The following is a 23,841-nucleotide window of genomic DNA, read 5'->3' as shown; positions in this document are numbered from 1 at the left end:
GAGACTACCGGGCGCGGCGACTACGCTCAAGGGCGTGCTGTCGCTGGCCGAATGGATCGTCCTCACCCTGGTCGACGAGGGCCCGACGCACGGCTTCGCGATCGCCGCGCTGACCGCCGAGGACGGCGCGGTCGGCCGGGCCTGGCACGTGCCGCGCCCGATCGTGTACCGGTCGCTGGACCGCCTCGGCGCTCTGGACCTGGCCCGCGTCGAGAGCACCGAGGCCGGCGCACGCGGCCCGCGGCGCTCGATCCTGACCACCACCCCCGACGGCGTGCGGGAGGTGGGGGAGTGGCTGGACCGGCCCGTCGGGCATGTCCGGGACATGCGCTCGGAGCTGCTGGTGAAGCTCGCCCTCCGGCTGCGCCGCGACCTGCCGCCCGGTCCTCTCGTCGCCGCCCAGCGTGAGACGGTGGCGAAGGTCCGGGCGGCGATCGAACGCCGGCGTGACGCGGAGACGGGCTTCGGCCGGATCCTGCTGACCTGGCGCTACGAGAACGCCCTCGCCGCGGAACGCTTCCTGGACGCGGTCAGTTGAAGCGCCGCAGGCGCAGGCTGTTCGCGACGACGAACACCGAGCTCAGCGCCATCGCGCCGCCGGCGATCATCGGGTTGAGCAGGCCGGCCGCGGCGATGGGAAGCGCGGCGAGGTTGTAGGCGAACGCCCAGAAGAGGTTGCCCTTGATCGTGGCGAGGGTGCGCCGGGACAGCCGGATCGCGTCGGGCACGGCGGTCAGGTCGCCGCGGACCAGCGTGAGGTCGCTCGCCTCGATCGCGGCGTCGGTGCCGGTGCCCATCGACAGGCCGAGGTCCGCCTGGGCGAGTGCGGCGGCGTCGTTGACCCCGTCGCCGACCATCGCCACGACCCGGCCCTCGCCCTGCAGGCGCCGCACCACGTCGAGCTTTCCCTCCGGCAGCACCTCCGCGATGACCTCGTCGATGCCGACCTCGGCGGCGACGGCCCGCGCGACCGCTTCGGCGTCCCCGGTGAGCAGGACGGGGCGCAGCCCGAGGTCGCGCATGCGCCGTACCGCGGCGGCGGATGAGGCCTTGACGGTGTCGCCGACGGCGATCAGCCCCCGCACGGCGCCGTCCCAGCCGACCGCCACGACCGTCCCGGCCAGGTCCGGGGCGTCGACGGACCCGGTCAGCCCCTTCGAGGCGAGGAACGCGGGGCGGCCGACCCAGACCGTGCGGTCCTCGACGATGCCGCTGACCCCGCGCCCGGCGTGGCTGGTGAACGACGCGACGGCAGGCCGGTCCGGCACCGCGGCGGCGACCGCGACCGCGATCGGGTGCTCGGAGGCGTGCTCGACGGCGGCGGCGAGGCGCAACGTGTCCGGATGGCCGTGCACCTCCTGGACGGACATCCGGCCGGTGGTCACGGTGCCGGTCTTGTCCAGCAGCACTGTGTCGACGCGCCGGGTCGACTCGAGGACCTCCGGGCCGCGGATCAGGATGCCCAGCTGGGCGCCGCGCCCGGTGCCGACGAGCAGCGCCGTCGGCGTCGCCAGGCCCAGCGCGCACGGGCACGCGATGATCAGCACCGCCACCGCCGCCGTGAACGCGGCCGTCGTCGAGCCGCCCGTGCCGAGCCAGAAGCCGAGCGTGCCGGCGGCGAGCGCGATGACGATCGGCACGAAGACGGCGGCGATCCGGTCGGCGAGGCGCTGCACGTCGGCCTTCCCGCTCTGCGCCTCCTCGACGAGCCGCGCCATCTGCGCCAGTTGCGTGTCGGCGCCGATGCGGCTCACCCGCACGACGAGCCGCCCGGACGCGTTGACGCAGCCGCCCACGACCGGGTCGCCGGGGCCGACGTCGACGGGCAGCGGCTCGCCGGTCAGCATGCTGACGTCGACCGCGGAGGTGCCGTCGAGCACCGTCCCGTCGGCGGCGACCTTCTCGCCGGGCCGCACGACGACCCGGTCGCCGACCTTCAGCTGCTCGGCGGGGACGCGGCGCTCGGTGCCGTCGGCGGCCAGCACCGCGGCGTCCTTGGCACCCAGCTCCAGCAGCGCCCGCAGGGCGGCCCCGGCCCGCCGTTTCGCGCGGGCCTCGAAATACCGGCCGGCCAGGATGAACACCGTCACCCCGGCGGCGACCTCCAGGTAGATGGCGTCGGCGCCGCCCCCGCGGGAGATCGTGAGCTCGAACGGGTGCCGCATGCCGGGCATGCCCGCGTCGCCGACGAACAGCGCGTAGAGCGACCACAGGAACGCGGCCGCGGTGCCGACCGAGACGAGCGTGTCCATGCTCGCCGCGCCGTGCCGCAGGTTGCGCAGCGCCGCGCGGTGGAAGGGCCACGCGCCCCACACCACGACCGGCGCGGCGAGGGTCAGCGACGCCCACTGCCACGACTCGAACTGCCACGCCGGCACCATCGCCAGCAGCACCACCGGCACGGCCAGCGCGGCGCTGACCAGCAGCCGCCGCCGGGCCTCGGCGGCGGGATCGACTGTCCCGGCCGCTTGCGCGGGCGTTTCGATGAAGGCCGTGTAGCCGGTCTGCTCCACGGTGGTGATGAGGTCGGCGACGACCAGCGTCGGCGGGAACACCACGCGCGCCTTCTCGGTGGCGTAGTTGACGCTCGCCTCGACACCGTCGAGCCGGTTCAGCTTCTTCTCGATCCGGGCCGCGCACGCCGCGCAGGTCATGCCGCCGATCGCGAGCTCAGTTGTGGGCATGCCCGCCCCCGACACCGGTCACCGTGAACTCGGCGGTGTGCACCGCGCCGCCGTGCTGGAACTGGAAGTACAGCCGGTGCGTCCCCTCGGCGGCGCCCTCGACGGCGAACCGGACGTCGGGCCCGCCGGTCGCCGGCTCCTTCGGGTGGACGTGCAGGTAGGCGAGGTCCTGCTGGGCGATCGCCACGAGGTGCCCGGCCGCGCCCAGGTAGGGCTGCAGGTCGGTGACGGGCCGCCCGTCGCGCTCCACGCGCAGCGTCACGCCGTCGTGCGTGTCGAGTCGCACGGTGTACCCGTCGACGACGGTGCTCGTGGCCGGCGCGGGCAGCGGCCCGGTCGTCCGCGGCCCCGGCACGTCGAGGTCGGCGGCGAGGACGGTGGCCGCCCCACCGGTGGCGGTGAAGTCCGCATAGGCGCGCCAGGGGCCGCCGTCGGGGAGCGTCAGCGGCGCCCGCCACGTCCCGTCCGCGTCCATCATCGGGTGGACGTGCTGAAACCCTGACAGGTCCCGCCGCACCACGATGAGGTGCAGTGGCTTCTCGTGCACCGTGTCGAAGCGCGTGACGGCCCGCCCGCCGGCGCCGGTGATCCTGAAGCTCAGGCCGCCGGTGTACGGGTCGATCGCCATCGCATATCCGTCGGCGGCGGGGGCGCTGCCCGGGACCGCGTGGTCGCCACCGTGCTGGCCGGCGGGGTCGTGCGCCGCGTCGGCGGGTCGCTCGTCGGCGATCGCGTCGGGCCCGACGAGGCGGCCCGCCCCGAAGGCCACCCCGAACACGACCACGAGGACCGCGGCGAACGCTCCCAGCCGGACCGGGGTGCTCAGCGGCTTCATGCTCGGAGCCCGACGACTTCGTAGCCGGCCTCGTCGACGGCGGCGCGGACGGCCTGCTCGTCGGCGGGCCCGTCGCTGGTGACCGTCACGGCGCCGGCTTCCAGGTCGATCCGCACGGCGGTGACCCCGGCGACCTTCCCGACCTCGGTGGTGACCGCCTGCACGCAGTGCCCGCAGGTCATGCCCTTGACGGCGTAGGTCGTGGTGTTCATTGCCGGCTCCTCCACACTCGATACGGATACCCCCCATGGGTACCCGACGAACGTAGCATACCCCCGGGGGGTGTGCGCTAGGATGGGTGCCATGACGACCGCCACGCCCCGCGGTTACACCGCGACGAAGGACCAGCTCCAGAGCCGGCTGCGCCGCATCGAGGGCCAGGTCCGCGGTGTGGAGAAGATGGTCGACGAGGACCGCTACTGCATCGACGTCCTGACCCAGATCAGCGCGATCCAGGCGGCCCTGGACAAGGTCGCCCTCGGCCTGCTCGACGACCACGCCCGGCACTGCATGCAGCACGGCGCCGAGGAGGGCAAGGGCGAGGAGATGGCCACCGAGATGATGGCCGCCGTCGGTCGCCTGCTCCGCAGGGGCTGACCTCAGCGAAGGGACAAGGCCGGCGCTCGCCGGCCTTTTCTGTTTCATCTCCCCGTTTCATCCGGCCGTCGCATTGCGGCACCGCGGCCCGAACTGATCGCGTCAGGCACCTGAAGTGCTCTTGACAATCGGTGAGGGCCGATGCTGTGCTGTCCTCCGCTTAGTTACATTCGTGTTTCATTTGTTACATGCGGAACTCTGGGAGACGCGCGATGACACGACAGGTGTTACGGCTGGTGGCGGCCGGTGCCGCCGTCGCCATGGGGATGGCAGGGCTGGCGGGGGTGACCGCGGCGCAGGCCGGGGAGCCCGCCGCGACGGCCAGGGTGTGGGTGACGACCGTCGACGGCACCGAGCTCATGCACGAGCGGGCCCAGGTCCCGTTCGGCAGGCCGGTCGCCGGGAACCCCAACCCCGTCGTCACCGTGGACCCGAGCCGCGAGTACCAGACCATGGACGGGTTCGGGGCGTCGATCACCGATTCCTCGGCCGCCGTGCTGCACCGGCTGAGCGCGGGCGAACGCGACAAGGCCATGCGCGCCCTGTTCGACCCCGAGCAGGGTGACGGTGTGAGCTTCCTGCGCCAGCCGGTCGGCTCGTCGGACTTCACGGCCGAGAGCAGCCACTACTCGCTCGACGACGTGCCGGCGGGGCAGAAGGACTGGACGCTGTCGAAGTTCAGCATCGCCCACGACCAGCAGCGGATCCTGCCGCTGCTGCGCCGGGCGAAGCAGCTCAACCCGCAGCTGAAGATCATGGCGACGCCGTGGAGCCCGCCGGCGTGGATGAAGACCAACGACTCGCTCGTCGGCGGCTCGCTCATCGACGACCCGAAGATCTACGCCGTGTACGCGGCGTACCTGACCCGCTTCGTCCTCGCGTACACCGCCGCCGGGGTGCCGGTCGACTACATCACCGTGCAGAACGAGCCGCAGAACGGCGGCCAGAACGGCTACCCGACCACGGCCATGCGGGTCGCGCAGGAGGCCAAGGTCATCGAGATCCTCGGCCCGCTGCTGCGGATCTTCAGCCCCCGCACGAAGATCATCGGCTACGACCACAACTGGGCCACGCACCCCAACGACGTGGTCAACGTCCCGCCGGGGCAGGACCCGGAGACGGACTACCCGTACCAGCTCCTGCGAAGCCCCGCCGGGAAGTGGCTGGCCGGCACCGCGTACCACTGCTACTACGGTGACCCGGCCGCGCAGACCGCCCTGCACGACGCGTTCCCGGCCAAGGGCATCTGGTTCACCGAGTGCTCCGGCTCGCACGGCGCCAGTGACACCCCGGCGCAGTTCTTCCGCGACACGCTGAAGTGGCACGCTCGTACCATCGCGATCGGGACCACCCGCAACTGGGCGAAGTCCGCGGTCAACTGGAACATCGCCCTCGACGCGACCGGCGGCCCGCACCTCGGCGGCTGCGACACCTGCACCGGCCTGATCACGGTGCAGCCGGACGGCACGTTCACCACCAACGCCGAGTACTACACGATCGGGCACCTGTCGCGCTTCGTGAAGCCCGGCGCGGTCCGCATCGCCAGCACCTCCTTCGGCACGACCGGGTGGAACGGCCAGATCATGGACGTCGCGTTCCGCAACCCGGACGGCTCCACCGCGCTGGTCGTGCACAACGAGAACGACGACCCGCGCACCTTCACCGTCGCCGCCGGCGGCCGCACGTTCGACTACACGCTGCCCGGCGGCTCCCTCGCCACGTTCACCTGGCCCCGCAACCGGGTGTTCGACGACGGCCTCAAGCTGCTGTCGCTGAAGGGCGCCACCGCCACGTCCCTGCCCGCGTCCGCCGACGCGAAGCTGGCCGTGGACGAGGACGCCTCGACCCGCTGGTCCGCCGGCCAGGCGCAGGAGCCCGGCCAGTACCTGCAGGTCGACCTCGCCGCCCCGGTGCGCTTCCGCCGGGTCGCGATCGACAGCGGCGGCAGCGTCGGTGACTACGCCCGCTCCTGGCAGCTCTCCGTCAGCGACGACGGCAGCTCCTGGCGCGTCATCGCATCCGGTACGGGCACCGGCCAGCTCACCAACGTCGACGCACAGGCCCGCGCCCGCTACGTGCGGGTGACGAACACGGGCAGCAGCGGCAGCTGGTGGAGCCTCGCCGACATCCGCCTGTACGCGTAACCGGGCAGGCGGGGCCCGCCCGCCCCGCCTGCCTCTCCCCACCCCCAGAAGGGACCCGCCATGTCCGCAAGGAAACGGCTCCTGGCCACCTGCGCCGCCGGGGCGCTGCTCGCCACCGGCACCGCGCTCGTGGTCACCCAGGCGTCGCCCGCCCTCGCCGCCACCAACGCCGGTGTCTGGCTCACCACGCCGGACCGCGCCAACCAGCTCACGAAGAAGGCCGACGTCGCGTTCGGCACCGCCGGCAGCGGGTCGACGATCACCGTCAACCCGAACACCAGCTACCAGTCGATGGTCGGCTTCGGCGCGTCGTTCACCGACTCGTCCGCTTCGCTCGTCTACAACTCGTCCGCCCGCAACAGCATCATGAACGCGCTGTTCAACCCCTCCAGCGGGATCGGCCTGAGCTTCCTGCGCCAGCCGCTGGGCGCCTCGGACTTCTCGCTGAACTTCTACACCTACGACGACGGCGCGGCCGACCCCGGCCTCACCCGGTTCTCGATCGCGCACGACCAGTCGTACATCATCCCGCTGCTGACGCAGGCCCGGTCGTTGAACCCGCAGCTGTCCACGATGGTCGTGCCGTGGAGCGCGCCGGCCTGGATGAAGACCAACGGCAACCTGGTCGGCGGCTCGCTGAGCACCAACTACGAGGCGACCTTCGCCGACTACCTCGTCAGGTCGGTGCAGGCCTACCAGGCGGCGGGCGTGCCCGTGCAGTACCTCAGCATCCAGAACGAACCGCAGTTCTCCCCGCCCGGCTACCCCGGCATGCTGATGTCCGCCTCGCAGCAGGCAGCGATCATCAACAACCTGGCGCCGAAGCTGTCCGCGGCCGGGCTCAGCACGAAGATCCTGGCGTGGGACCACAACTGGGACAACACGTCGTTCCCCCAGCAGGTCCTCGCCTCGACCGGCAACAACACGGCGGGCACCGCGTGGCACTGCTACGGCGGCACGCCGAGCGGGCAGAGCACGGTGCGCAACGCGTACCCGAACAAGGACGTCTTCTTCACCGAGTGCTCCGGCGTCGAGTCGGGCAACACGTTCGCCGACTCGCTGCTGTGGCAGGGCCGCAACCTCGCGATCGGCGCGACCCGCAACTGGGCGAAGACCGTGACGCTGTGGAACATGGCGCTCAACAGCAACCACGGCCCGGTCATCGGCAGCTGCACCAACTGCATGGGCGTCGCCACCGTCGACGGCGGCAGCGTCACGTACAACGCGGAGTACTACGTCCTCGGGCACCTGGCGAAGTTCGTCAAGCCCGGCGCGGTCCGCATCGACTCGACGAACTACGGCCAGGGCGGCATCGAGAACGTCGCCTTCCGCAACCCGGACGGCTCGATCGTGCTCGTCGCGGTGAACTCCGGCGGCGCCCAGAACTTCCAGGTGTCCTACGGCGGCTCGTCGTTCGGCTACAACCTGCCGGGCGGCTCCATGGCCACGTTCACCTGGCCCGGCGGGCCGGTCACCCCGACCAGCCAGCCCCCCACCTCGCAGCCGCCGGCGACCACGATCGACCCCGCCAAGTGGTACCAGGTGATCAGCACCAACAGCGGCAAGTGCCTCGACGACGCCGGCTGGGGCACCGCCAACGGCACCGCCCTGCAGCAGTGGACGTGCGGCACCGGCACCAACCAGCAGTGGCAGTTCCGGCCCACCAGCAACGGCTACTACCAGGTCGTGAACCGGTTCGCGCCGAACCTCGCCTGGGACGTGAACGGCGGCGCCGGCGCGACCGGCGACGGTGCGCAGGTGCACCTGTGGGCGTACGGCGGCGGCACCAACCAGCAGTGGCTGCCGGCGTCGCTCGGCGGCGGGAACTTCCGCTTCACCGCCCGCAACAGTGGCAAATGTCTCGACGTCCGTGATGTTTCAACCGCTGACGGAGCGTTGCTGCAGCAGTGGGGCTGCACCGGCGGGGCGGCGCAGTCGTTCCGCCTGGTCACGCAAGGGTGACGTGCGTCCCGGGAGCCCTCCGCCAAGGGCTCCCGGGCGTCACCGGGTGTACGGTTCGGGGTATCCCGGAAACCAGCGGCCCTCCATGGTGATCCGCAACCCGGCGTTCTCGGTCGTCTTCAGCGCCACCGTGCCGACCTTCCGGTGCCTGCCTCGGCGTGCCGGGCGAGAGGTTCGGCATATGGCCATCAGTTACGGCTTCCTCAGCACGCATCCGCCGACACTGTGCGGACTCGCCAGCTTCAGTTCGGCGCTCGCCGGGCACCTTCCCGTCGAGCGGGAGCCGCACGGCATCGTGCGGGTGACCGCCCTCGGCGACGACCAGCGCGCCAGGCCTGACGTCACGCACACGTGGCGGTCCGGCCCGGGAGGCGGGTGGCGTGCCGCCGCCGACGTCCTGGGTGGCTACGACGTCGCCGTCGTGCAGCACGAATACGGCATCTATCCCGGCCGGGACGGCGAGGACCTGCTGCCGCTGCTGCGCCGCCTGACGGTGCCGAGCATCGTCGTGCTCCACACGGTCCTGACCCGGCCGAGCCACGCGCAGCGGACGCTGCTGGAGAAGATCATGTCGGCCGCCGGTGCCGTCGTGACGCTGACCGGCACCGCCCGCGACCGGCTAGTCGCCGGCTACGCGGTCGACGCCACGAAGGTCCACGTCATCCCGCACGGCGTCGACGCCCCAGCCGCCGCCCCGGCCGGCGACGGCGCCCGGCCGCACCTGCTGACCTGGGGCCTGCTCGGCCCCGGCAAGGGCATCGAGTGGGCGGTGCGGGCCCTGGCCCGGCTGCGTGACCTGGACCCGCAGCCGACCTACACGGTCGCGGGGCAGACCCACCCGAAGGTGCTCGAGCACGAGGGCGAGACCTACCGGTCCGGCCTGCGGCGCCTCACGCACCTGCTGGACATGGCGCAGCTCGTCCGGTTCCGTGGTGAATACCTGGACCGGGCGGCGCTGTCCGCTCTGGTCCGCTCCGCCGACGTGGTGGTCCTGCCGTACGACTCCCGCGAGCAGGTGACCTCCGGCGTCCTCGTCGAGGCGGTCGCCGCCGGGATCCCGGTCGTGGCGACCGCCTTCCCGCACGCCGTCGAGCTTCTCACCGACGGGCCCGGCCTGGTCGTGCCGCACCAGGACGCCGCCGCCATGGCCGCGGCGGTCCGCCGGATCCTCACCGAGCCCGGCCTGGCCGGCGAGCTCACCGGTCGCGGCCGCACCCTGACCGAGGCGGCACGGTGGCCGGTCATCGCGCGGCGCTACGCGGAGCTCGCCCGAGGCCTGGTCCACGCGCGACCCACCGCGTACGCGGCGTGACGACCACACCGGCGCTCGACTTCACGCACCTCGCCCGGCTCACCGACGACACCGGGCTGTTCGAGCACGCCCGGCACGCCACGGTGCGGCGGGAGCACGGCTACTGCACCGACGACGTCGCCCGGGGCCTGCTGGTCACCAGCCGCGAGCCGGACCCGTCGCCGGAGGTGCTGCGCCTCGCGGAGTGCTACCTGACGTTCCTCGCGCACGCCCAGGACGGCACGGGCGCCTTCCGCAACCGCCTCGGCCATGACCGGCGCTGGAGCGACGAGCCCGGCGTCGGCGACTGGTGGGGCCGCGCAGTATGGGGACTCGGCACCGCCGCCGCCCGCAGCGCCGCGCCGTGGATCCGGCGGGAGGCGCTCGGCATGTTCATGCTCGGCGCCATGCGCCGGTCACCCGCGGTGCACGCGATGTCCTACGCGGGGCTGGGCGCCGCCGAGGTGCTGCGCGCCGACCCGGGCAACACCGTGGCGTCGGCGCTGCTGCGCGACGCGGCGACGGCGGTCGGCGTCCCCGCCGCAGACCCGTTGTGGCCCTGGCCGCGGGAGCGGCTCACGTACGGCAACGCGTCCCTCGCCGAGGTCGTCGTCGCCGCCGGGCACCTCCTGCGCGACGACGCGCTGCTCGCCGGCGGCCTGCGGATGCTGCGCTGGCTGCACGGCGTCCAGGAGTCCGGCGACCGGCTGTCGGTCGTCGCCGCCACCGGCTGGCGGCGCGACGGCCCACGCGAGCGCTTCGACCAGCAGCCGATCGAGGTGGCCGCACTCGCCGACGCGGCCGCGACCGCGATCGCCGCCACCGGCCAGCGCCACTGGGATCTCGTCGTGCGGCAGGCGGCCGGCTGGTTCCTCGGCGACAACGACGGCGGCGTCGTCATGTGGGATCCGCTGACCGGTGGCGGGTTCGACGGCCTCACCCCGGACGGTCCGAACCTCAACCAGGGCGCGGAGTCGACGCTCGCGTTGCTGTCGACGATGCAGATCGCCACCGGGACTACCGGTCCGGGTCCCCAGGTTTGATCAGACCGGTTTCGTATGCCACGACGACGGCCTGTGCCCGGTCTCTCAGCGTGAGCTTGGTGAAGATCCTTGCGACGTGCGTCTTCACGGTGGCCTCGGCGAGGAACAGTTCCGCGGCGAGTTCGGCGTTGGACATGCCCCTCCCCACGAGGGTGAGGACCTCCCGCTCCCGCGGGGTCAGGCCGGCGATCGTCGTTTCGGTCCTTTCTTCACCCTGGCTCGTTTCACTCTGGCTCGCGAACCTTTCGACCAACCGCCGGGTGATCGATGGGGCCAGGAGCGCGTCGCCGGTGCCGACGAGGCGGACCGCGTTGGCGAGATGGTCGGCGGTCACGTCCTTGAGCAGGAAGCCGCTCGCACCGATCCGCAGCGCCGCGTACACGTAGCGGTCCAGGTCGAACGTGGTCAGCATCAGGACCCGGCACTCCGGCCGGTGTGCCAGGATCTGCCGGGTAGCCTCCAGGCCGTCCATCACGGGCATGCGGATGTCCATCAGGACCACATCCGGGCGCAGCTCATCGGCGGCCCGGACGGCCTCCGCGCCGTCGCCGGCCTCCCCGGCGACGTCGATGCCGCGGGCGGTCAGGATCAGCCGGAACCCGGTGCGGATGAGCTCCTGGTCGTCGACGACGAGGACCCTCGGCGGGCTCACGGCGGGTCCAGGGGGATCCGGGCGCGGACGCGGTAACCCCCGCCGAGGCGCCTTCGGGCGTCGAGGTCGCCGCCGTACACCGCGACCCTGGCCCGCAGCCCGGTGAGGCCGCGCCCGTCCTCGCTGACCGACCTCACGCTCGGCCCGCTGCTGAGGACCTCGACCCGCAGCGACCGGTCGGCGTAGCGGACCAGCACCTCGGCCCTGCCACCGTCGCCGTGCTTCAACGCGTTCGTCAGGGCCTCCTGGATGATCCGGTACGCGGTCAGGTCCACACCGGCCGGCAGCGGGCGCGGCTCGCCCGAGACGTGCACCTCGACCGGCAGCCCGGCGAACGCGATCCGGTCCACCAGCGGCGACAGTGCGCGCAGGCTCGGCTGCGGCGTCAGGGTGTCGTCCTCCCCGGGAGCCAGCAGGCCCAGCAGGTGCCGCAGCTCGGTGAGGGCGCCCCGGCCGGCGTCCTCCACGGCCCGCAGCGCGGTCGCCGCCTCGTCGGGCATCGTGTCGAGGACCTCCCTGGCCGCGGAGGCCTGCACGACCATGACGCTGACCGTGTGGCTGACGATGTCGTGCAGCTCCCGGGCGATCCTGGCCCGCTCCTCGTCCACGGCCGTCCTCGCGGCCGCCTCCCGCTCGCGCTCCAGCAGCCAGCCCCGCTCGCCGAGCACGGTTTCGAGCCGCTTTCCGGTCGTCGTCAGCGCTCTGCCCAGGACGACGGCCACCACGCACGCGCATGCCAGCGCGATGCTCAGCCACGTCGTCCACACCGGTCCACCTTCGCAGACGAGCTGTTCCTGTCGCATCCGGCCGCTGATGTACTCCCACAGGATGACCCCGATGCGGCGGGGTGGACCTGTGGAGGGACGCGCTGTGCGCGGGGAGGTCCTAGGTTTCGTTCCATGAGTGGGTCAGATGCACGGGTCGTGGTGCGGCTCGACGGCGTTCGCAAGGAATACGGCGACACCACCGCGCTCGACGGGGTGTCGCTGGAGATCCGGGCGGGCGAGGCGGTCGCCGTCATGGGCCCGTCCGGCTGCGGCAAGTCGACGCTGCTCAACATGATCGCCGGGCTGGACCGGCCGACCGCCGGCACCGTCGTCGTGCACGACGAGGACCTCGCGCGGCTCAACGAGAAGGGGCGCGCCCTGTTCCGCCGCAAGCGCATCGGCATGATCTTCCAGTTCTTCAACCTGCTCGACGACCTGCCCGCCCTGGAGAATGTCGCGCTCGCCGCCCAGCTCACCGGGGTCTCCGCCGGGCAGGCCAGGCGGCGTGCCCTGGAGCTGCTCGACGAGCTCGGGATCGCCGACCGGCGCAACGCCTACCCCTCGGTGCTCAGCGGCGGGGAGCGGCAGCGGGTCGCGGTGGCCCGCGCGTTGATGAACCGTCCCGCGCTGCTGCTCGCCGACGAGCCGACCGGCGCCCTGGACAGCCACGCCGGTGAGCAGGTCATGGACCTGCTGCTCGACCTCAACCAGATCGGCCAGACGCTGCTGCTCGTGACCCACGACGAGCGGATGGCGCAGCGCTGCGCGAATCGCGTCGTGTCCCTCGCGGACGGCCGGGTCGCCGGCTCCCGGTCGCTTGCCGACGGCAGCCTCGGGCGTGCGTGGTGAGCGCGGTCTGGCGGGCGTCGCGGGCCGCGGTGCGCCGGCGCAGGCTGCAGACGTCCGTCATCGGGCTGGTCGTCCTGTTCTCCACCGCGACGATCGTGGTCGCGCTGCGGCTGCTGGACGCGTCGTCGGCGCCGTTCGAGCGGGTCTTCGCCGAGCAGGCCGGCCCCCACGTCGTGGCCGTCTATGAGCCCGGCTCCGCTCCGGCCGGTGCCGCCGGTGCCGCCGGCGCCGCCGTCTCCGCCGGACCGTTCGAGCAGGCGCGGCTGACCGCGCCGCCGGACGTCGACCCGGTCTATCTCGCCGGCCCGGTCACCGTCGTCGGCCGCGCCGACCCAGCCGGTCCGGTCGACCGCGTCGACCTCTGGCAGGGCCGCTGGGCGACCGCGCCCGGCGAGGTCGTCGTCGCCGACCAGCCACCGCCACCCGGCTTCCGCGGCCGCACGGAGCTCGGCACCGTCATCCACCTGCGCGACGCGCCGCCGCTCACGGTCGTCGGCTTCGCCTACAGCGTCGGCCAGACCGCCGACCTGTGGGTCGCCCCGGCCCAGATGGCGGCGCTGCACCCGACCGCCGTGCAGATGCTGTACCGGCTGCCCGGCGACCCCGGCGAGCAGGCCGTCACGACCTTCACCGCCGGCCTGCCGCGCGCCGGCCTGCTCGCGGCCACCGACTATCTGGTGATCAAGGAGGCGGTCGCGGCCGGTCCCGGCGCCTACGTGCCGTTCCTGGTCGTCTTCGGGCTGCTCGGGCTGCTCGTCGCCGTCCTCGTCGTGGCCAACGTCGTCACCGGGGCGGTCGTCTCCGGGTATCGCCACATCGGCGTCCTCAAGGCCATCGGCTTCACCCCCGCCCAGGTCGTCGGCGTCTACCTGACGATGGTGTCGGTCCCGGCCCTCGTCGGCGGCGTCCTCGGCGCGGCCGCGGGCGAGTTCGCCTCCCGCCCGCTGCTGACCAGCGCGTTCATGGGCCTCGGCTTCAGCGGCGACGTCGGCGACGGGCTCGGCACCGGGCTCGCTGCCCTCACCGGGATCCTGGTCGTCGTCCTGCTCGCCGCGCTGCTCCCGGCGCTGCGCGCCCGCAGCCTGGCGGCCGCCGAGGCGATCAGCGCCGGCAGCGCCCCCCGCAGCGGCCGGGGGCTGCGGGCGCAGCGGTGGCTCAGCGGGGTCCGGCTGCCCCGCGCGGTGAGCCTCGGGCTCGGCCTGCCGTTCGCCCGCCCGGCCCGCACCGCCCTCACCGTCGCCGCGGTCGTGCTCGGCGTGACGACCGTGACGTTCGCGAGCGGGCTCACCACGTCCGTCTCGCTGTTCTCCGACATCGCCGACCGCAACGACGACGCCCCCGTCGCGGTCCGCCCCCTCAACCCGGCGTTCCAGCAGGGCGTGACGACCCGCACCGACGAGGAGATCGAGCGGCTGCTGCGGTCACTGCCCGGCACCCGCCACGTGACCGCCGAGCTCGGCGCCGACTTCGCCGTCGCCGGCCAGACCCAGCCGATCCCCGTCGACTTCCTGCGCGGCGACCGCGACGAGATGGGCTTCCAGGCCGGCCTCGTCGAGGGCCGCTGGCTGCGGGCACCCGGCGAGGCGGTCGTGCCGTCCAGGCTCCAGCACGAGCGCGGCATCAAGGTCGGCGACCGGCTCACCCTCGAGCTCGACGGCCACCGCGCCGAGCTCACTGTCGTCGGCGAGAGCATCAACGGCGGCCCGGGCACCCCGGCGCTCCTCACCTCCTGGGAGACCCTCCAGCGGATCGCACCGGACCGCGCGATCGCCAACCACGAGGTCCTCTACGAGGTCTCCCTCACCCCCGGCACGACCATCCAGTCCTACCTCGCCTCGGTCCGCGCCGCCGACCCCGGCCTCAACGCCTGGGACAACTCGGGCGTCAACCCCTTCACGGTCGCCATGATCAGCCTGTCGACCGCGCTGTCGCTGATGCTCGGCACCGTCGCCGCCCTCAGCGTCTTCAACACCGTCGTCCTCAACGTCCGCGAACGCCGCCGCGACCTCGGCATGCTCAAGTCCATCGGCATGACCCCCCGCCAGGTCGTCGTCATGACCGTCACGTCGATGGCCGCCCTCGGCCTCGCCGGCGGCCTCATCGGCGTCCCCGCGGGCGTCGTCGCCCACCGCGTCGTCCTGCCGATGACCAGCGCCGCCGCGAAGGTCGACCTCCCCACGGCCATGCTGCACGTCTGGCACCCGACGACCCTGCTCCTCCTCACCTGCGCCGGCATCCTCATCGCCGTCCTCGGCGCCCTCATCCCGGCCCGCGCCGCCGCCCGCCTCACCATCGCCGAGGTGCTGCACACGGAGTAGCCCTGCTTCGAGCCTGTTGCCTGCGGCGTGTCCGAGCGCTTGCCCGGCTTGCCGCGTCTCCGCTGCCGAGGTCGACGCCCCAGCCGCCGTACTCGGAGCCCTCGTCCGGGGGCTCGTCCGGGGGCTTGTCCCGAGGGTTTGTCTCGCCCTTTCGCATCTTCTTCGCAGCCCTCCCCGAGGCGCACCTCGTCCGAGGCCCCACCCCCTCTCCACGGCGCTCTCCTCCCGCGTTGCCTGCCCTGCGGACTCCTTCCGCGGGCCTTTTCCCCGCGGGGCCTTTTCCTCGGTCCCTTGTCCGCAGGTCCTCTTTCTGTTGGTCATCCGCGGGACGAGAGCGCCGCGGCGGGGACGGTGAGGCGCTTCGACAGCCGGTACGCCGGCAGCGGGCTCCTCGTCACCAGCTCCTTGTAGACGACCGCCGCCCGCCCCTTGAGGAACCACCGGCGCGGGCTGTCGTCGGCGCGCGTGAACTGGATGACGGCGTCCTTGCGCCCGAGCGACACCGGCTGGTGGATGTAGCCGAACCGGAACGGTTTCGCCGCCTTGCCCGCGAGGACCCGCGCGATGCTGTCCGCCGCGTACGCGCCGCTCGGGATGCCGCTCTGACACGTGCCGTGAACCATGCCCCACGGCTGCCGGATCGCCGCCGCGTCCCCGATCGCAACCACATCCGGATGCGACACCGACCGCAGCGCCTGATCGACGACGATCCTCCCGCGCCCGTCCACCTCCAGCCCGGCCTCGGCGGCGATCGCCGACCCGGTGGTGCCGGTGGTCCAGAGCGTCGCGTCGGCGCTCACCACCTCACCCCCGGCCAGCTCGACCCCGTCCGGCAGCACCTTCGTGACCTCGACCCCGGTCCGTACCTCAACCCCGAGCCGCCACAACGCCTTCTCCAGATGCGCCCTCGCCCCCGGCACCATCGACGGCCCCGGCACGTCCCGGCTGAGCAGCACGACCCGCGCAGCCGGATGCCGCTCGGCGATCTCAGCGGCGGCCTCGACCCCGGTGAGCCCACCGCCGACAACGGCGACCGTGGCGCCGCCCTTCGCCGCGAGGACCTCCGCCAGCCTCCCCGCCGACCCGACGGAGTTCAACGTGTACGCGTGCACTCCCGCCCCCGGCACCGCCTCCGTGTCGGCGACACTCCCGATCGCGAAGATCAGCGTGTCGTACCCGATGACGCGCCCCCCGACGCCCACCTCCCGCCGCACCGGGTCGATCCGCTCAGCCCACCCCTGCACGAACTCGATCCCTGTGCCCCGCAACAACTCCGGAATCCGCACCACGGCGAGCCCCTGCCCGGTGGCCGTCTGATGCATCCTCAACCGCTCGACAAACCGCTCCCCAGGATTGACCAACGTCACCGCCGCCCCGAGCCCGCCCCGCCGGCTCCGCCGGGCAACCCGAACGGCCGCGATCATCCCGGTGTACCCGGCCCCTAGAACAACAATCCGGTGCATGGCCGGCTCCCTTCCCGCCGCGCGGGCCCTCTGTCAGGCCGCGTCACCCCCAGGACGAGCCACCCCCGCATTCCGTGAGCCGCCCCGGCAGTGACCCCGCTCACCCCTCCGGCAGGGCACGGACGTTCGGCGGTCCAGCCCCGGCGCACGGCGACCGTCACCCTCGGACTGCGGCGTGCGGGCCGGCGGCGTGCGGTGTCTTCCCTGTGTGGCCGGTCCAGTCCCGGCGTACGGCGATCGTCGCCCCCGGACTGCGGGGTGCGGTGCCTCCCTGTGCGGCCGGTTCAGTCCCGGCGCATGGCGATCGTCGCCCCTCGGACTGCCGCGTGCGGGCCGACCGCCGGCGGTGTCTCCCCGTGCGGCCGGTCCAGTCCCGGCGTACGGCGATCGTCGCCCCCGGACTGCGGCGTGCGGTGCCTCCCTGTGCGGGGGTTCAGCCCCGGCACACGGCGACTGTCGCTCCGGACTGCGGCGTGCGGGTCGGCCGCCCTCGGTGTCGTCCCTAGCTGGCCGGCGGCATCGGCGGGACGCCGGACAGCTTTTCCGGATTGCTGATCAGGTGGATCGACCGGACCAGACCGTCGACGAGGTGCAGGAACACCGCCACCGCCGGTGTGCCGGCGGAATACACCACGATCGCCGGGCCGCCGTTGAGCTGCGCGAGGCTGATGCTCGGCGCCTCCGGCAGCCGCCCGGCGAACGTGAGCAGCGCCTTCGCCACGAGCTCCAGCCCCGTGATGACCTTGCGTGGCGCGGGGGCCAGCCCGCCGCCGTCGCTGACGAGCTCGACGCCGGGTGCGAGGACCTCGACCAGTTTGCGCAGGTCGCCACCGGCGCACGCGGCCAGGAACCGCTCGGTGACCTCGGCCCTGGTCGCCAGGTCCGTGTCATACCGGACGCGGTGCTCCTCCACGTGCGCCCGGGCCCGTGCCGCGGTCTGGCGGACCGAGACCTCGCTGCGTCCGACGAACGAGGCGATCTCCGCGTGCGAATACCCGAACGCCTCGCGCAACACGAACACCGCTCGCTCCAGCGGCGTCAGCGACTCCAGCACCAGCAGCATCGCCGTGGAAACGGAGTCGGCGAGGGCTACCCGCTCCGCGACGTCGGGGCTGGTCAGCAGTGGCTCAGGCAGCCACGGCCCGACGTAGTGCTCCCGGCGAGCCTGCGCGCTGCGCAGCCGGTCGATCGCCAGCCGGGTCGTCACCCTGACCAGATACGCCTCAGGGTCGCCGACCGTCGCCGGATCGACGGTGCTCCACCGCAGCCACGCGTCCTGCACGACGTCCTCGACGTCGCCGACCCGGCCGAGCACCCGATAGGCGACGGCGTTCAGCCGCCCGCGATGCTCGTCGAACACGTCAGCCGCGGCCATGCGATCACTGTTGCAGGACTGACAGGATGTTGCCCGCCGGGTCGCGGAACCAGGCGATCAGCGGTCCGCCGGCGCGGTGGATGCCTTTGTCGTCGGTCGTCTCATATCGCTCGAACCGCACACCCCGCGAGGCCAGCTCGTCGACGGTGGCCTCGATGTCCTCGACCGGGAAGTTGAGCACGGTGAACGTCGCCGGCTCGTGGCCGGGCTTGGGGTAGATCAGCACGTCCTTGTCCCCGGCGAGACGCAGGTGCAGCATGCCGTGCTCCTCGTCGACCTTCAGGCCGAGCGTCTCACCGTAGAACTGCTTGACGGCCGGGATGTCGCCGGCCGAGAACCCGCTGAACGCCTTGGAATCCGTGAGCATGGTGCCCTCCCGTTTTTCTCGATGCCTTGTTCCTACCACGCGGGTACGACGCTTTTCCGGGGGTGCGGACAGTGCCGATCAACGCCGCCGAGTTTTGTCGGTGGTCGTAGTTATGGTGGCGCGGTGACGACATGGACCGCGCCCCAGGCGTCTCCCGCCCCGCTCGACTGGACCCCGCCGCAGCAGCCGCTGGAGTGGCGCGACGGGGTCGCGGTCAGCACCTGGCTGCGTTCCGTCCTGCACCCGCGCCGCGGCGGGATCGCCACCGGCGTCAGGCCGCTCGCGAGCGTGGAGGAGGCGTGGGCGGGTCTGCGCCGCGGTGTGTGGTCCGAGGACGCGGCGCTCCGCGGTCGTGGCACCCCTTCCAGGGTCTGGGAGCTCGTCACTTCGGCCCTGGCGGCGGAGCGTGCCACGGGGCTGCGGTTGCTGGATTCCGCCCATCGCGTCGGTGCCGCGTCCGAAGACCGCACACTGGTCGAGGCCTGCCGGGCGCGGTTCGAATATCTGTCCGGCCCCGCGCACGACTGGCTCGCCGACTTCCTCGTCGCCACGCACGGCCTGGTCGAGGGATGCCGCAGGATCCTCGGCGGGTTGCACGTCGAGCTGCCTTACGTCGGCGTCGGCGTGTCCGGCCGGCTCCGCGAGCTGCTGGTCCTCGCCGACGAGCCGACCTATGCACAGGCACGGGACGCGCTGCTGGAGGTCCGCGACCGCAAGGCGGCCGAGCACACGGGCGGCCTCCGTGCGGACCTGTTCTGGGCCACGACGTTCCTGCTGCCGGTCGGCCCCGAATCCGGTGAAGAGGAGCGCGCAGCGCATCGGGCGGCACTGCGGTACACCGGCAGATTCGGAAACGTCGATGTCCATGCGTCCGGTCTCGCCGCCGGTGACCTCGGCACGCTGGAGAAGTTCCTCGGCGCCAACGACAGGGTCCGGTGGGAGTTCTTCGGCACGTCCGGCGGCCGCATCCACCTCGCGAGCGTGCTGGACATCGCCGGTGCCGCCGCGGGTCCCGTGCTGGCGGCGATGAAGCCGTCGTATCCGTTCGAGGACCACGCCCACCACAACGGCGTGTGGTGCAGCCTGCTCGCCCACATCGACGACGACGCGGCCCGCGAGGTGCTGCAGCGCGAGCGGCAGGCCGGGCACCCGTGGGCGACCCTCGGCCCGCTGACCGACCCCGGCTCGTTCGAGCCGGCCCGTGACCCGTCGACCGGGGCGACCGTCCCCGAAGGGGTGCCCTGCGACTACACGCCGCCCGCCGCCGCCCACCCCGTTCCGCTGGATCCGCCGGTGCCGGTCGAGCCCGCGCTGCGCTGGCGCGAGGCCGAGCGGGAAGCGGCGGAGCGGCTCGGCGTCTCCGAGGACACGGTGACGTGGGACGGCGTGCCGATCGGCCGGTGCGGCACCGCGCAGGTGACCGCGTGGCTGGAGCACCGCGAGCACTGGGCGCTGCCGACCACGCTGCCCATGCTCGCGCTCGCTCCACTGTGGACGCACGAGCGGCTCTTCGCACTCGGCTTCGAGCAGCACTACTACTGGGTGCGGTCCGCCATGCCCTTGCTGCTCGTCCGGCACGGCGTCGGTCACGTCGCCCCGCTGCTCGCCGCGTTCGCCGACCCGCCCAGTGTGGAGGCCGCGCTGCAGGCCGCCCAGCCGGTCGGTCACGTCGCGCTCACCGCGCCGGTCGTGCGGGCGTTCGCCGGCAAGAAGCTGCGCCGTCCCGCCCGATCCTGGCTGCTGCGCCACCCCCGGCACGCCGCCGCGGGCGCCGTCGCGCTGTGGTCGGCGACGCCGAAGGACGCCGCCGTAGGCCGGGTCCTGCGCTATCTCGACGCGCAGGGCCACCGCCCGCTGCTGCTCGCACAGGCGGGGGAGCGGGCCGCCGACCTCGTCACCCTCCTGGAGCAGGACCCGGTCACGACGTCGAAGCTGCCGAGGTATGTGACGGACACACCCCTGCCCCCGCTGATCGCCGCCATCGAAGGCGGGTCGGCGCATGCCCCGGGAGCGGGTGGTGCGGTGGCCGGCTCAGCGGGCGGCGCGGTGGCTGACGCCGGCGCGGTCGAGCACCTGCTGGCCAGGCTCGCCGTCTGCGACGCCGACGAGGTGCACCCCGCGGTCCTCGCCGCCCGCGACACGTGGACGGCGCGGTCACGGGCCGCGTTCGCGCTGGAGCTGTTCGAGCGGTGGCTCACCGCCGGCGCGCCCGCCGCCGACGGCTGGTGCATGCAGGCCGTCGGACTCATCGGCGACGACGCCGGCGCCCGCCGGCTCGCCTCCCTCGCCAAGCAGTGGCCCGGCCAGGGCGCGAGCGCCCGCGCGCAGGCCGCCCTCGACGCCCTGCGGCACCGCGGCACCGACGCCGCGCTCATCGAGCTCAACCTGCTCGCCGAGAAGTCCAGGTTCCCCGTGTTCAAGAGCGTCGCCGGCCAGCACATCGAGGCGATCGCCGACCTGCGCGGCCTCACCTCCGACGAGCTCGCCGACCGGCTCGTGCCGACCCTCGGCCTCGACGACGACAGCGGCACGGTCGACACCGACGCCGGCACGTTCCGGATCGTCTTCGACCACCAGCTCCTGCCCGTCGTCCGCGACGCCGCCGGCCGCATCCACGCCGACCTGCCCAAGCCGGCCCGCGGCGAGGACAAGCAGCGCCACAAGAAGGCCAAGGACCGCATCACCGCGCTGCGCAGGGAGGCCCGCGCCTCGGCGTCGCTGCACGTGTCCAGGCTGGAGCGCGCCATGTGCGCCGGCCGTCGTATCCCGGCCGCGATCTTCGTCGACCGCTTCGCCACCCACCCGTGGATGAGCCACCTCGCCCACCGCCTGGTCTGGGGCGTCTTCGCCGGTCCCGCCGACGCTTCTGCCGCCCGCGTCGCGGGGGAGGGCTCCGTCGCCGGTCCGTCGCCGGTCACTGCCACGCGCACCGCCGAGCAGGTGTTGGTCGCTACGGTGCGGGTCGCTGAGGACGGGACCCTGGCCGACGTCGCGGACGAGCCGGTGACCTTGCCGCCCGGTGCGACGGTCGGTGTCCTGCATCCGCTCGAGTTCCCCGAGGGCACGCTCACCGGGTGGGCGGAGGTCTTCGCGGACTATGAGCTGCTCCAGCCGTTCGAGCAGCTCGGCCGACCCGCGCACCACATCACCGACGGGGAGCGGTCCGCCCGCGCGATCGACCGGTTCGAGGGGCGGAAGGTGACGTATGCGGTGCTGCGCGGACTCGAGCGCCACGGCTGGACCCGCTGGTATGACGCCTCCGTGCAGATGGCCAAGCCGATCGGGGGCGGCGTCCACGCGGTCCTCAACACCGACCCCGGCTGGCACGCGTCGGACACCGTCGACAGCGCCCCGCCGCAGACGGTCGCCGACCTTGTGCTCGGCCGCGCCGGCGACCGCACCTTCGGCACCCTGCCGCCGGTCGTCTTCTCCGAACTGATCCACGACCTGAGGGTGGTGACCTGACAGACCCGGGCCATGAAGGATCGGCACTGGAGCAGCCTGCAGTCGCACACGGCCGGCCAGCAGCCACAGGAGGCCGCCGAGCCGAAGGGCGCCGCGCAGCAGGACCACGCGACATCGGCAGAGCGGTGTGGCGCCACACCACGCCATGGCACGGCACCCGGCTGCGCGGCACCGCAACGTCCGTGCGGCTACGGCACCGCGACGTCTCGTGCGGCGCCGGCGGGTGGCGCCACACCACGCCATGGCACGGCACCCGGCCGCGCGGCACCGCAACGTCCGTGCGGCTACGGCACTGCGACGTCTCGTGCGGCGCCGGCGGGTGGCGCCACACCACGCCATGGCACGGCACCCGGCCGCGCGGCACCGCAACGTCCGTGCGGTTGCGGCACCGCAACGTCCGGTGCGGCACCGGCGGGTGGCGCCACGCCCGTTCACCGGTTGTCGGCCGTGGTCGTTGGCGGGTGGGAGCCGGTAGCGGGTGGGCGGCGTACTGTCCTTGCCGGGCCGGTTGTCGGAGCGTGGATGGGTGAGCCGGGATGGCTGACGAGGTCGTCGAGCGGGTCACCGTCGCCGTTGGGCCTGAGGTGGTGTTCCGGGCGGTGGCCGATGTGCGGCGGATGGCGAGGTGGAGCCCCGAGTGCTTCGCCGCGTGGGTGTTGACACGGTCCGAAGGGCTGCCTGGACGGTTCGTCGGGTTCAACCGGCGCGGGGCGTACGTCTGGTTCACCACCTGCAGGGTCGTGGCCGCGGAGCCGGGGGCGGAGTTCGCGTTCGATGTGACGACGTTCGGGATGCCGGTCGCCAGGTGGGGGTTCCGGTTCGCGGAGGGCGCCGGGGGTGGCACCGAGGTCACGCAGTACTGGATCGACCGGCGTGCCCGGGGTGCCATGGTGCTCGGCAGGATCTTCACCGGCAAGGTGGCCGGCGCGCGGCCGGCGGCCAACCGGGACGGTATGCGGACCACCCTTGCCAGGCTGAAGCGGGAGCTAGAGGGCGGGGCCTGAGACGGCGACGCGGCGTGAGACCCACAGCAGGTACTCCTTGCGGTCGAGGGGGTTGTGGTCGGTGCGGGGCCGCGACGGCTGGGCGCCGTGGACCGGGCGGTGGTGGTCGAAGGCGTACGTGAGCACGCCCTCACCGTGGCTGATGCCCGGCAGGCGGCGTTCCAGGTCGCGGACGCGCACCGCCGGGATCGTGCCGGTCACCTCGAAGAACCGGCCGGCCTGCTGGGAGAGCGGCACGGCGCCGAGTTTGGCGAGCAGGGCGAGGGCGGCGCTGGTGGCGCCGGCGGGGATCTCCAGGTGGAAGCGGTGGACGGGCTCGCACACGCGCGTGCCGGCGTCGCGCAGCGCGCGCATCAGGACCAGCGGGGTCAGTTTGCGGAAGTCGGCGGCGGTACTGCCGGGAGGCTGGTAGCCGGACGCCGTCATCGTGACCTTCGCGCCGGTGACGGCCCAGCCGCGCAGACCCTGGCTGAGCGTGTCGCGGACGTACCCTTCCATCGCGGCCGAGAAGTCGGTGGTCCTGTTGTAGACGTACATGGGCATCGACTCGACCGGGACGTCCAGTGCGAACGAGAACGTGGTGGCCGGCTCGACCCGCAGGCCGACGGTGGCGAGGAACGGGTTGCCCGGCTCGCCGAGCAGTTCGACGGCCTCGCCGGTGCCGGTCACGCGCTCGACGTAGACGGTCGTCGACTCCTGGAACGAAACCGGGATGCCGTACTCCTCCGCGAGCGTCGCCTCGATGACCTCCTTCTGCACCTCGCCGTAGAGGGACACCGACAGCGCCGATGGCAGCACCCGCAGGTCGATCAGCGGGTCCTGCTCGGCGAGCTGCGCCAGCGCCGCGTGCAGCCGCGGCCGGTCGCGCGGGTCCCGCGCCACGACGACCGTTTCCAAGGTCGGCGGCGCGAACAACAAAGGCGCCGCGGACAAAGGCGCCGCGGACAAAGGCGCCGCGGACAAAGGCGCCGCGGACAAAGGCGCCGCGGACAAAGGCGCCGCGGACAAAGGCGCCGCGGACAAAG

At 73.0% G+C, this 23,841-nt stretch carries 19 protein-coding genes; 10 read left to right on the top strand and 9 right to left on the bottom strand.

Features of this window, described 5'->3' with window-relative positions:
* Window positions 1–34 precede the first annotated feature (34 nt).
* The gene (locus ABZS58_RS33525; RefSeq protein WP_354787259.1) at window positions 35–538 is read left to right on the top strand and encodes a PadR family transcriptional regulator; all 504 of its coding nucleotides are present in this window, start codon (window positions 35–37) and stop codon (window positions 536–538) included.
* Here ABZS58_RS33525 and ABZS58_RS33520 read toward each other — a convergent pair.
* From ABZS58_RS33520 to ABZS58_RS33510, 3 genes are read right to left on the bottom strand one after another with little or no spacing between them, the layout of a single operon-like run.
* Entirely contained in the window at window positions 531–2,684 is a 2,154-nt protein-coding gene (locus ABZS58_RS33520) for a heavy metal translocating P-type ATPase (protein WP_354787258.1), read from the bottom strand. The genes ABZS58_RS33525 and ABZS58_RS33520 overlap by 8 nt on opposite strands.
* Window positions 2,671–3,519, bottom strand: a complete 849-nt coding sequence (locus tag ABZS58_RS33515) for a hypothetical protein (RefSeq protein ID WP_354787257.1) — start codon at window positions 3,517–3,519, stop codon at window positions 2,671–2,673. The genes ABZS58_RS33520 and ABZS58_RS33515 overlap by 14 nt, the downstream gene beginning before the upstream one ends.
* The gene (locus ABZS58_RS33510; RefSeq protein ID WP_354787256.1) at window positions 3,516–3,731 is read right to left on the bottom strand and encodes a copper ion binding protein; all 216 of its coding nucleotides are present in this window, start codon (window positions 3,729–3,731) and stop codon (window positions 3,516–3,518) included. The genes ABZS58_RS33515 and ABZS58_RS33510 overlap by 4 nt, the downstream gene beginning before the upstream one ends.
* 82 nt (window positions 3,732–3,813) lie before the next feature.
* Here ABZS58_RS33510 and ABZS58_RS33505 point away from each other — a divergent pair, with 82 nt between their 5' ends.
* From ABZS58_RS33505 to ABZS58_RS33485, 5 genes are all read left to right on the top strand, one after another.
* Window positions 3,814–4,116 carry a metal-sensitive transcriptional regulator gene (locus tag ABZS58_RS33505; protein WP_354787255.1) on the top strand — a complete coding sequence of 101 codons (303 nt, stop codon included), beginning with the start codon at window positions 3,814–3,816 and terminating at the stop codon, window positions 4,114–4,116.
* Between the two features lie 212 nt (window positions 4,117–4,328).
* On the top strand, window positions 4,329–6,260 hold the full coding sequence (locus tag ABZS58_RS33500; RefSeq protein ID WP_354787254.1) for a discoidin domain-containing protein: 1,932 nt from the start codon (window positions 4,329–4,331) through the stop codon (window positions 6,258–6,260).
* A 60-nt stretch (window positions 6,261–6,320) separates the two neighbouring features.
* Complete coding sequence (locus ABZS58_RS33495; RefSeq protein ID WP_354787253.1) at window positions 6,321–8,222, top strand: RICIN domain-containing protein; 1,902 nt, start codon at window positions 6,321–6,323, stop codon at window positions 8,220–8,222.
* 181 nt (window positions 8,223–8,403) lie between these two features.
* On the top strand, window positions 8,404–9,534 hold the full coding sequence (locus ABZS58_RS33490; RefSeq protein ID WP_354787252.1) for a glycosyltransferase: 1,131 nt from the start codon (window positions 8,404–8,406) through the stop codon (window positions 9,532–9,534).
* Window positions 9,531–10,556 (top strand): glycosyltransferase, encoded by a 1,026-nt coding sequence (locus tag ABZS58_RS33485; protein ID WP_354787251.1) that lies wholly within the window; start codon window positions 9,531–9,533, stop codon window positions 10,554–10,556. The genes ABZS58_RS33490 and ABZS58_RS33485 overlap by 4 nt, the downstream gene beginning before the upstream one ends.
* Here the strand turns inward: ABZS58_RS33485 and ABZS58_RS33480 are convergent.
* Window positions 10,531–11,208: a response regulator transcription factor gene (locus tag ABZS58_RS33480; protein WP_354787250.1), complete on the bottom strand. Its 678-nt coding sequence runs from the start codon at window positions 11,206–11,208 to the stop codon at window positions 10,531–10,533. The genes ABZS58_RS33485 and ABZS58_RS33480 overlap by 26 nt on opposite strands.
* Window positions 11,205–11,918 (bottom strand): histidine kinase, encoded by a 714-nt coding sequence (locus ABZS58_RS33475; protein ID WP_354787318.1) that lies wholly within the window; start codon window positions 11,916–11,918, stop codon window positions 11,205–11,207. Before ABZS58_RS33475 ends, ABZS58_RS33480 begins: the two co-directional genes overlap by 4 nt.
* 189 nt (window positions 11,919–12,107) lie before the next feature.
* Here ABZS58_RS33475 and ABZS58_RS33470 point away from each other — a divergent pair, with 189 nt between their 5' ends.
* Entirely contained in the window at window positions 12,108–12,824 is a 717-nt protein-coding gene (locus ABZS58_RS33470; protein WP_354787249.1) for an ABC transporter ATP-binding protein, read from the top strand.
* Window positions 12,818–15,142, top strand: a complete 2,325-nt coding sequence (locus ABZS58_RS33465; RefSeq protein WP_354787248.1) for an ABC transporter permease — start codon at window positions 12,818–12,820, stop codon at window positions 15,140–15,142. Before ABZS58_RS33470 ends, ABZS58_RS33465 begins: the two co-directional genes overlap by 7 nt.
* A gap of 317 nt (window positions 15,143–15,459) precedes the next feature.
* Here ABZS58_RS33465 and ABZS58_RS33460 read toward each other — a convergent pair whose 3' ends face one another.
* The 3 genes from ABZS58_RS33460 to ABZS58_RS33450 form a co-directional block, all read right to left on the bottom strand.
* The gene (locus ABZS58_RS33460; protein ID WP_354787247.1) at window positions 15,460–16,605 is read right to left on the bottom strand and encodes an FAD-dependent oxidoreductase; all 1,146 of its coding nucleotides are present in this window, start codon (window positions 16,603–16,605) and stop codon (window positions 15,460–15,462) included.
* 502 nt (window positions 16,606–17,107) lie between these two features.
* A complete protein-coding gene (sigJ, locus tag ABZS58_RS33455; protein WP_354787246.1) occupies window positions 17,108–17,980 on the bottom strand; it encodes an RNA polymerase sigma factor SigJ in 873 nt (290 codons plus the stop codon).
* A gap of 4 nt (window positions 17,981–17,984) precedes the next feature.
* Complete coding sequence (locus ABZS58_RS33450) at window positions 17,985–18,347, bottom strand: VOC family protein (RefSeq protein ID WP_354787245.1); 363 nt, start codon at window positions 18,345–18,347, stop codon at window positions 17,985–17,987.
* Window positions 18,348–18,470: 123 nt separating this feature from the next.
* Here ABZS58_RS33450 and ABZS58_RS33445 point away from each other — a divergent pair, with 123 nt between their 5' ends.
* Together ABZS58_RS33445 and ABZS58_RS33440 are read left to right on the top strand one after the other, a co-directional pair.
* Window positions 18,471–21,812 (top strand): DUF4132 domain-containing protein, encoded by a 3,342-nt coding sequence (locus ABZS58_RS33445; RefSeq protein WP_354787244.1) that lies wholly within the window; start codon window positions 18,471–18,473, stop codon window positions 21,810–21,812.
* A gap of 536 nt (window positions 21,813–22,348) precedes the next feature.
* A complete protein-coding gene (locus tag ABZS58_RS33440; protein ID WP_354787243.1) occupies window positions 22,349–22,816 on the top strand; it encodes an SRPBCC family protein in 468 nt (155 codons plus the stop codon).
* Here the strand turns inward: ABZS58_RS33440 and ABZS58_RS33435 are convergent.
* Window positions 22,799–23,713, bottom strand: a complete 915-nt coding sequence (locus ABZS58_RS33435) for a hypothetical protein (protein WP_354787242.1) — start codon at window positions 23,711–23,713, stop codon at window positions 22,799–22,801. The genes ABZS58_RS33440 and ABZS58_RS33435 overlap by 18 nt on opposite strands.
* Between the last annotated feature and the right edge of the window lie 128 nt (window positions 23,714–23,841).

The organism is Dactylosporangium sp. NPDC005555 (assembly GCF_040605635.1).
Classification (GTDB): domain Bacteria; phylum Actinomycetota; class Actinomycetes; order Mycobacteriales; family Micromonosporaceae; genus Dactylosporangium.
This window is presented reverse-complemented; position numbering and strand designations above follow the sequence as displayed.

Excerpts from the sequence above, each read along its gene's own strand:
- ABZS58_RS33520 (WP_354787258.1), bottom strand. The coding sequence starts at position 2,684 with ATGCCCACAACTGAGCTCGCGATCGGCGGCATGACCTGCGCGGCGTGC.
- ABZS58_RS33515 (WP_354787257.1), bottom strand. The coding sequence starts at position 3,519 with ATGAAGCCGCTGAGCACCCCGGTCCGGCTGGGAGCGTTCGCCGCGGTC.
- ABZS58_RS33510 (WP_354787256.1), bottom strand. The coding sequence starts at position 3,731 with ATGAACACCACGACCTACGCCGTCAAGGGCATGACCTGCGGGCACTGC.
- ABZS58_RS33505 (WP_354787255.1), top strand. The coding sequence starts at position 3,814 with ATGGGTGCCATGACGACCGCCACGCCCCGCGGTTACACCGCGACGAAG.
- ABZS58_RS33500 (WP_354787254.1), top strand. The coding sequence starts at position 4,329 with ATGACACGACAGGTGTTACGGCTGGTGGCGGCCGGTGCCGCCGTCGCC.
- ABZS58_RS33495 (WP_354787253.1), top strand. The coding sequence starts at position 6,321 with ATGTCCGCAAGGAAACGGCTCCTGGCCACCTGCGCCGCCGGGGCGCTG.
- ABZS58_RS33490 (WP_354787252.1), top strand. The coding sequence starts at position 8,404 with ATGGCCATCAGTTACGGCTTCCTCAGCACGCATCCGCCGACACTGTGC.
- ABZS58_RS33470 (WP_354787249.1), top strand. The coding sequence starts at position 12,108 with ATGAGTGGGTCAGATGCACGGGTCGTGGTGCGGCTCGACGGCGTTCGC.
- ABZS58_RS33460 (WP_354787247.1), bottom strand. The coding sequence starts at position 16,605 with ATGCACCGGATTGTTGTTCTAGGGGCCGGGTACACCGGGATGATCGCG.
- sigJ (WP_354787246.1), bottom strand. The coding sequence starts at position 17,980 with ATGGCCGCGGCTGACGTGTTCGACGAGCATCGCGGGCGGCTGAACGCC.
- ABZS58_RS33450 (WP_354787245.1), bottom strand. The coding sequence starts at position 18,347 with ATGCTCACGGATTCCAAGGCGTTCAGCGGGTTCTCGGCCGGCGACATC.
- ABZS58_RS33440 (WP_354787243.1), top strand. The coding sequence starts at position 22,349 with ATGGCTGACGAGGTCGTCGAGCGGGTCACCGTCGCCGTTGGGCCTGAG.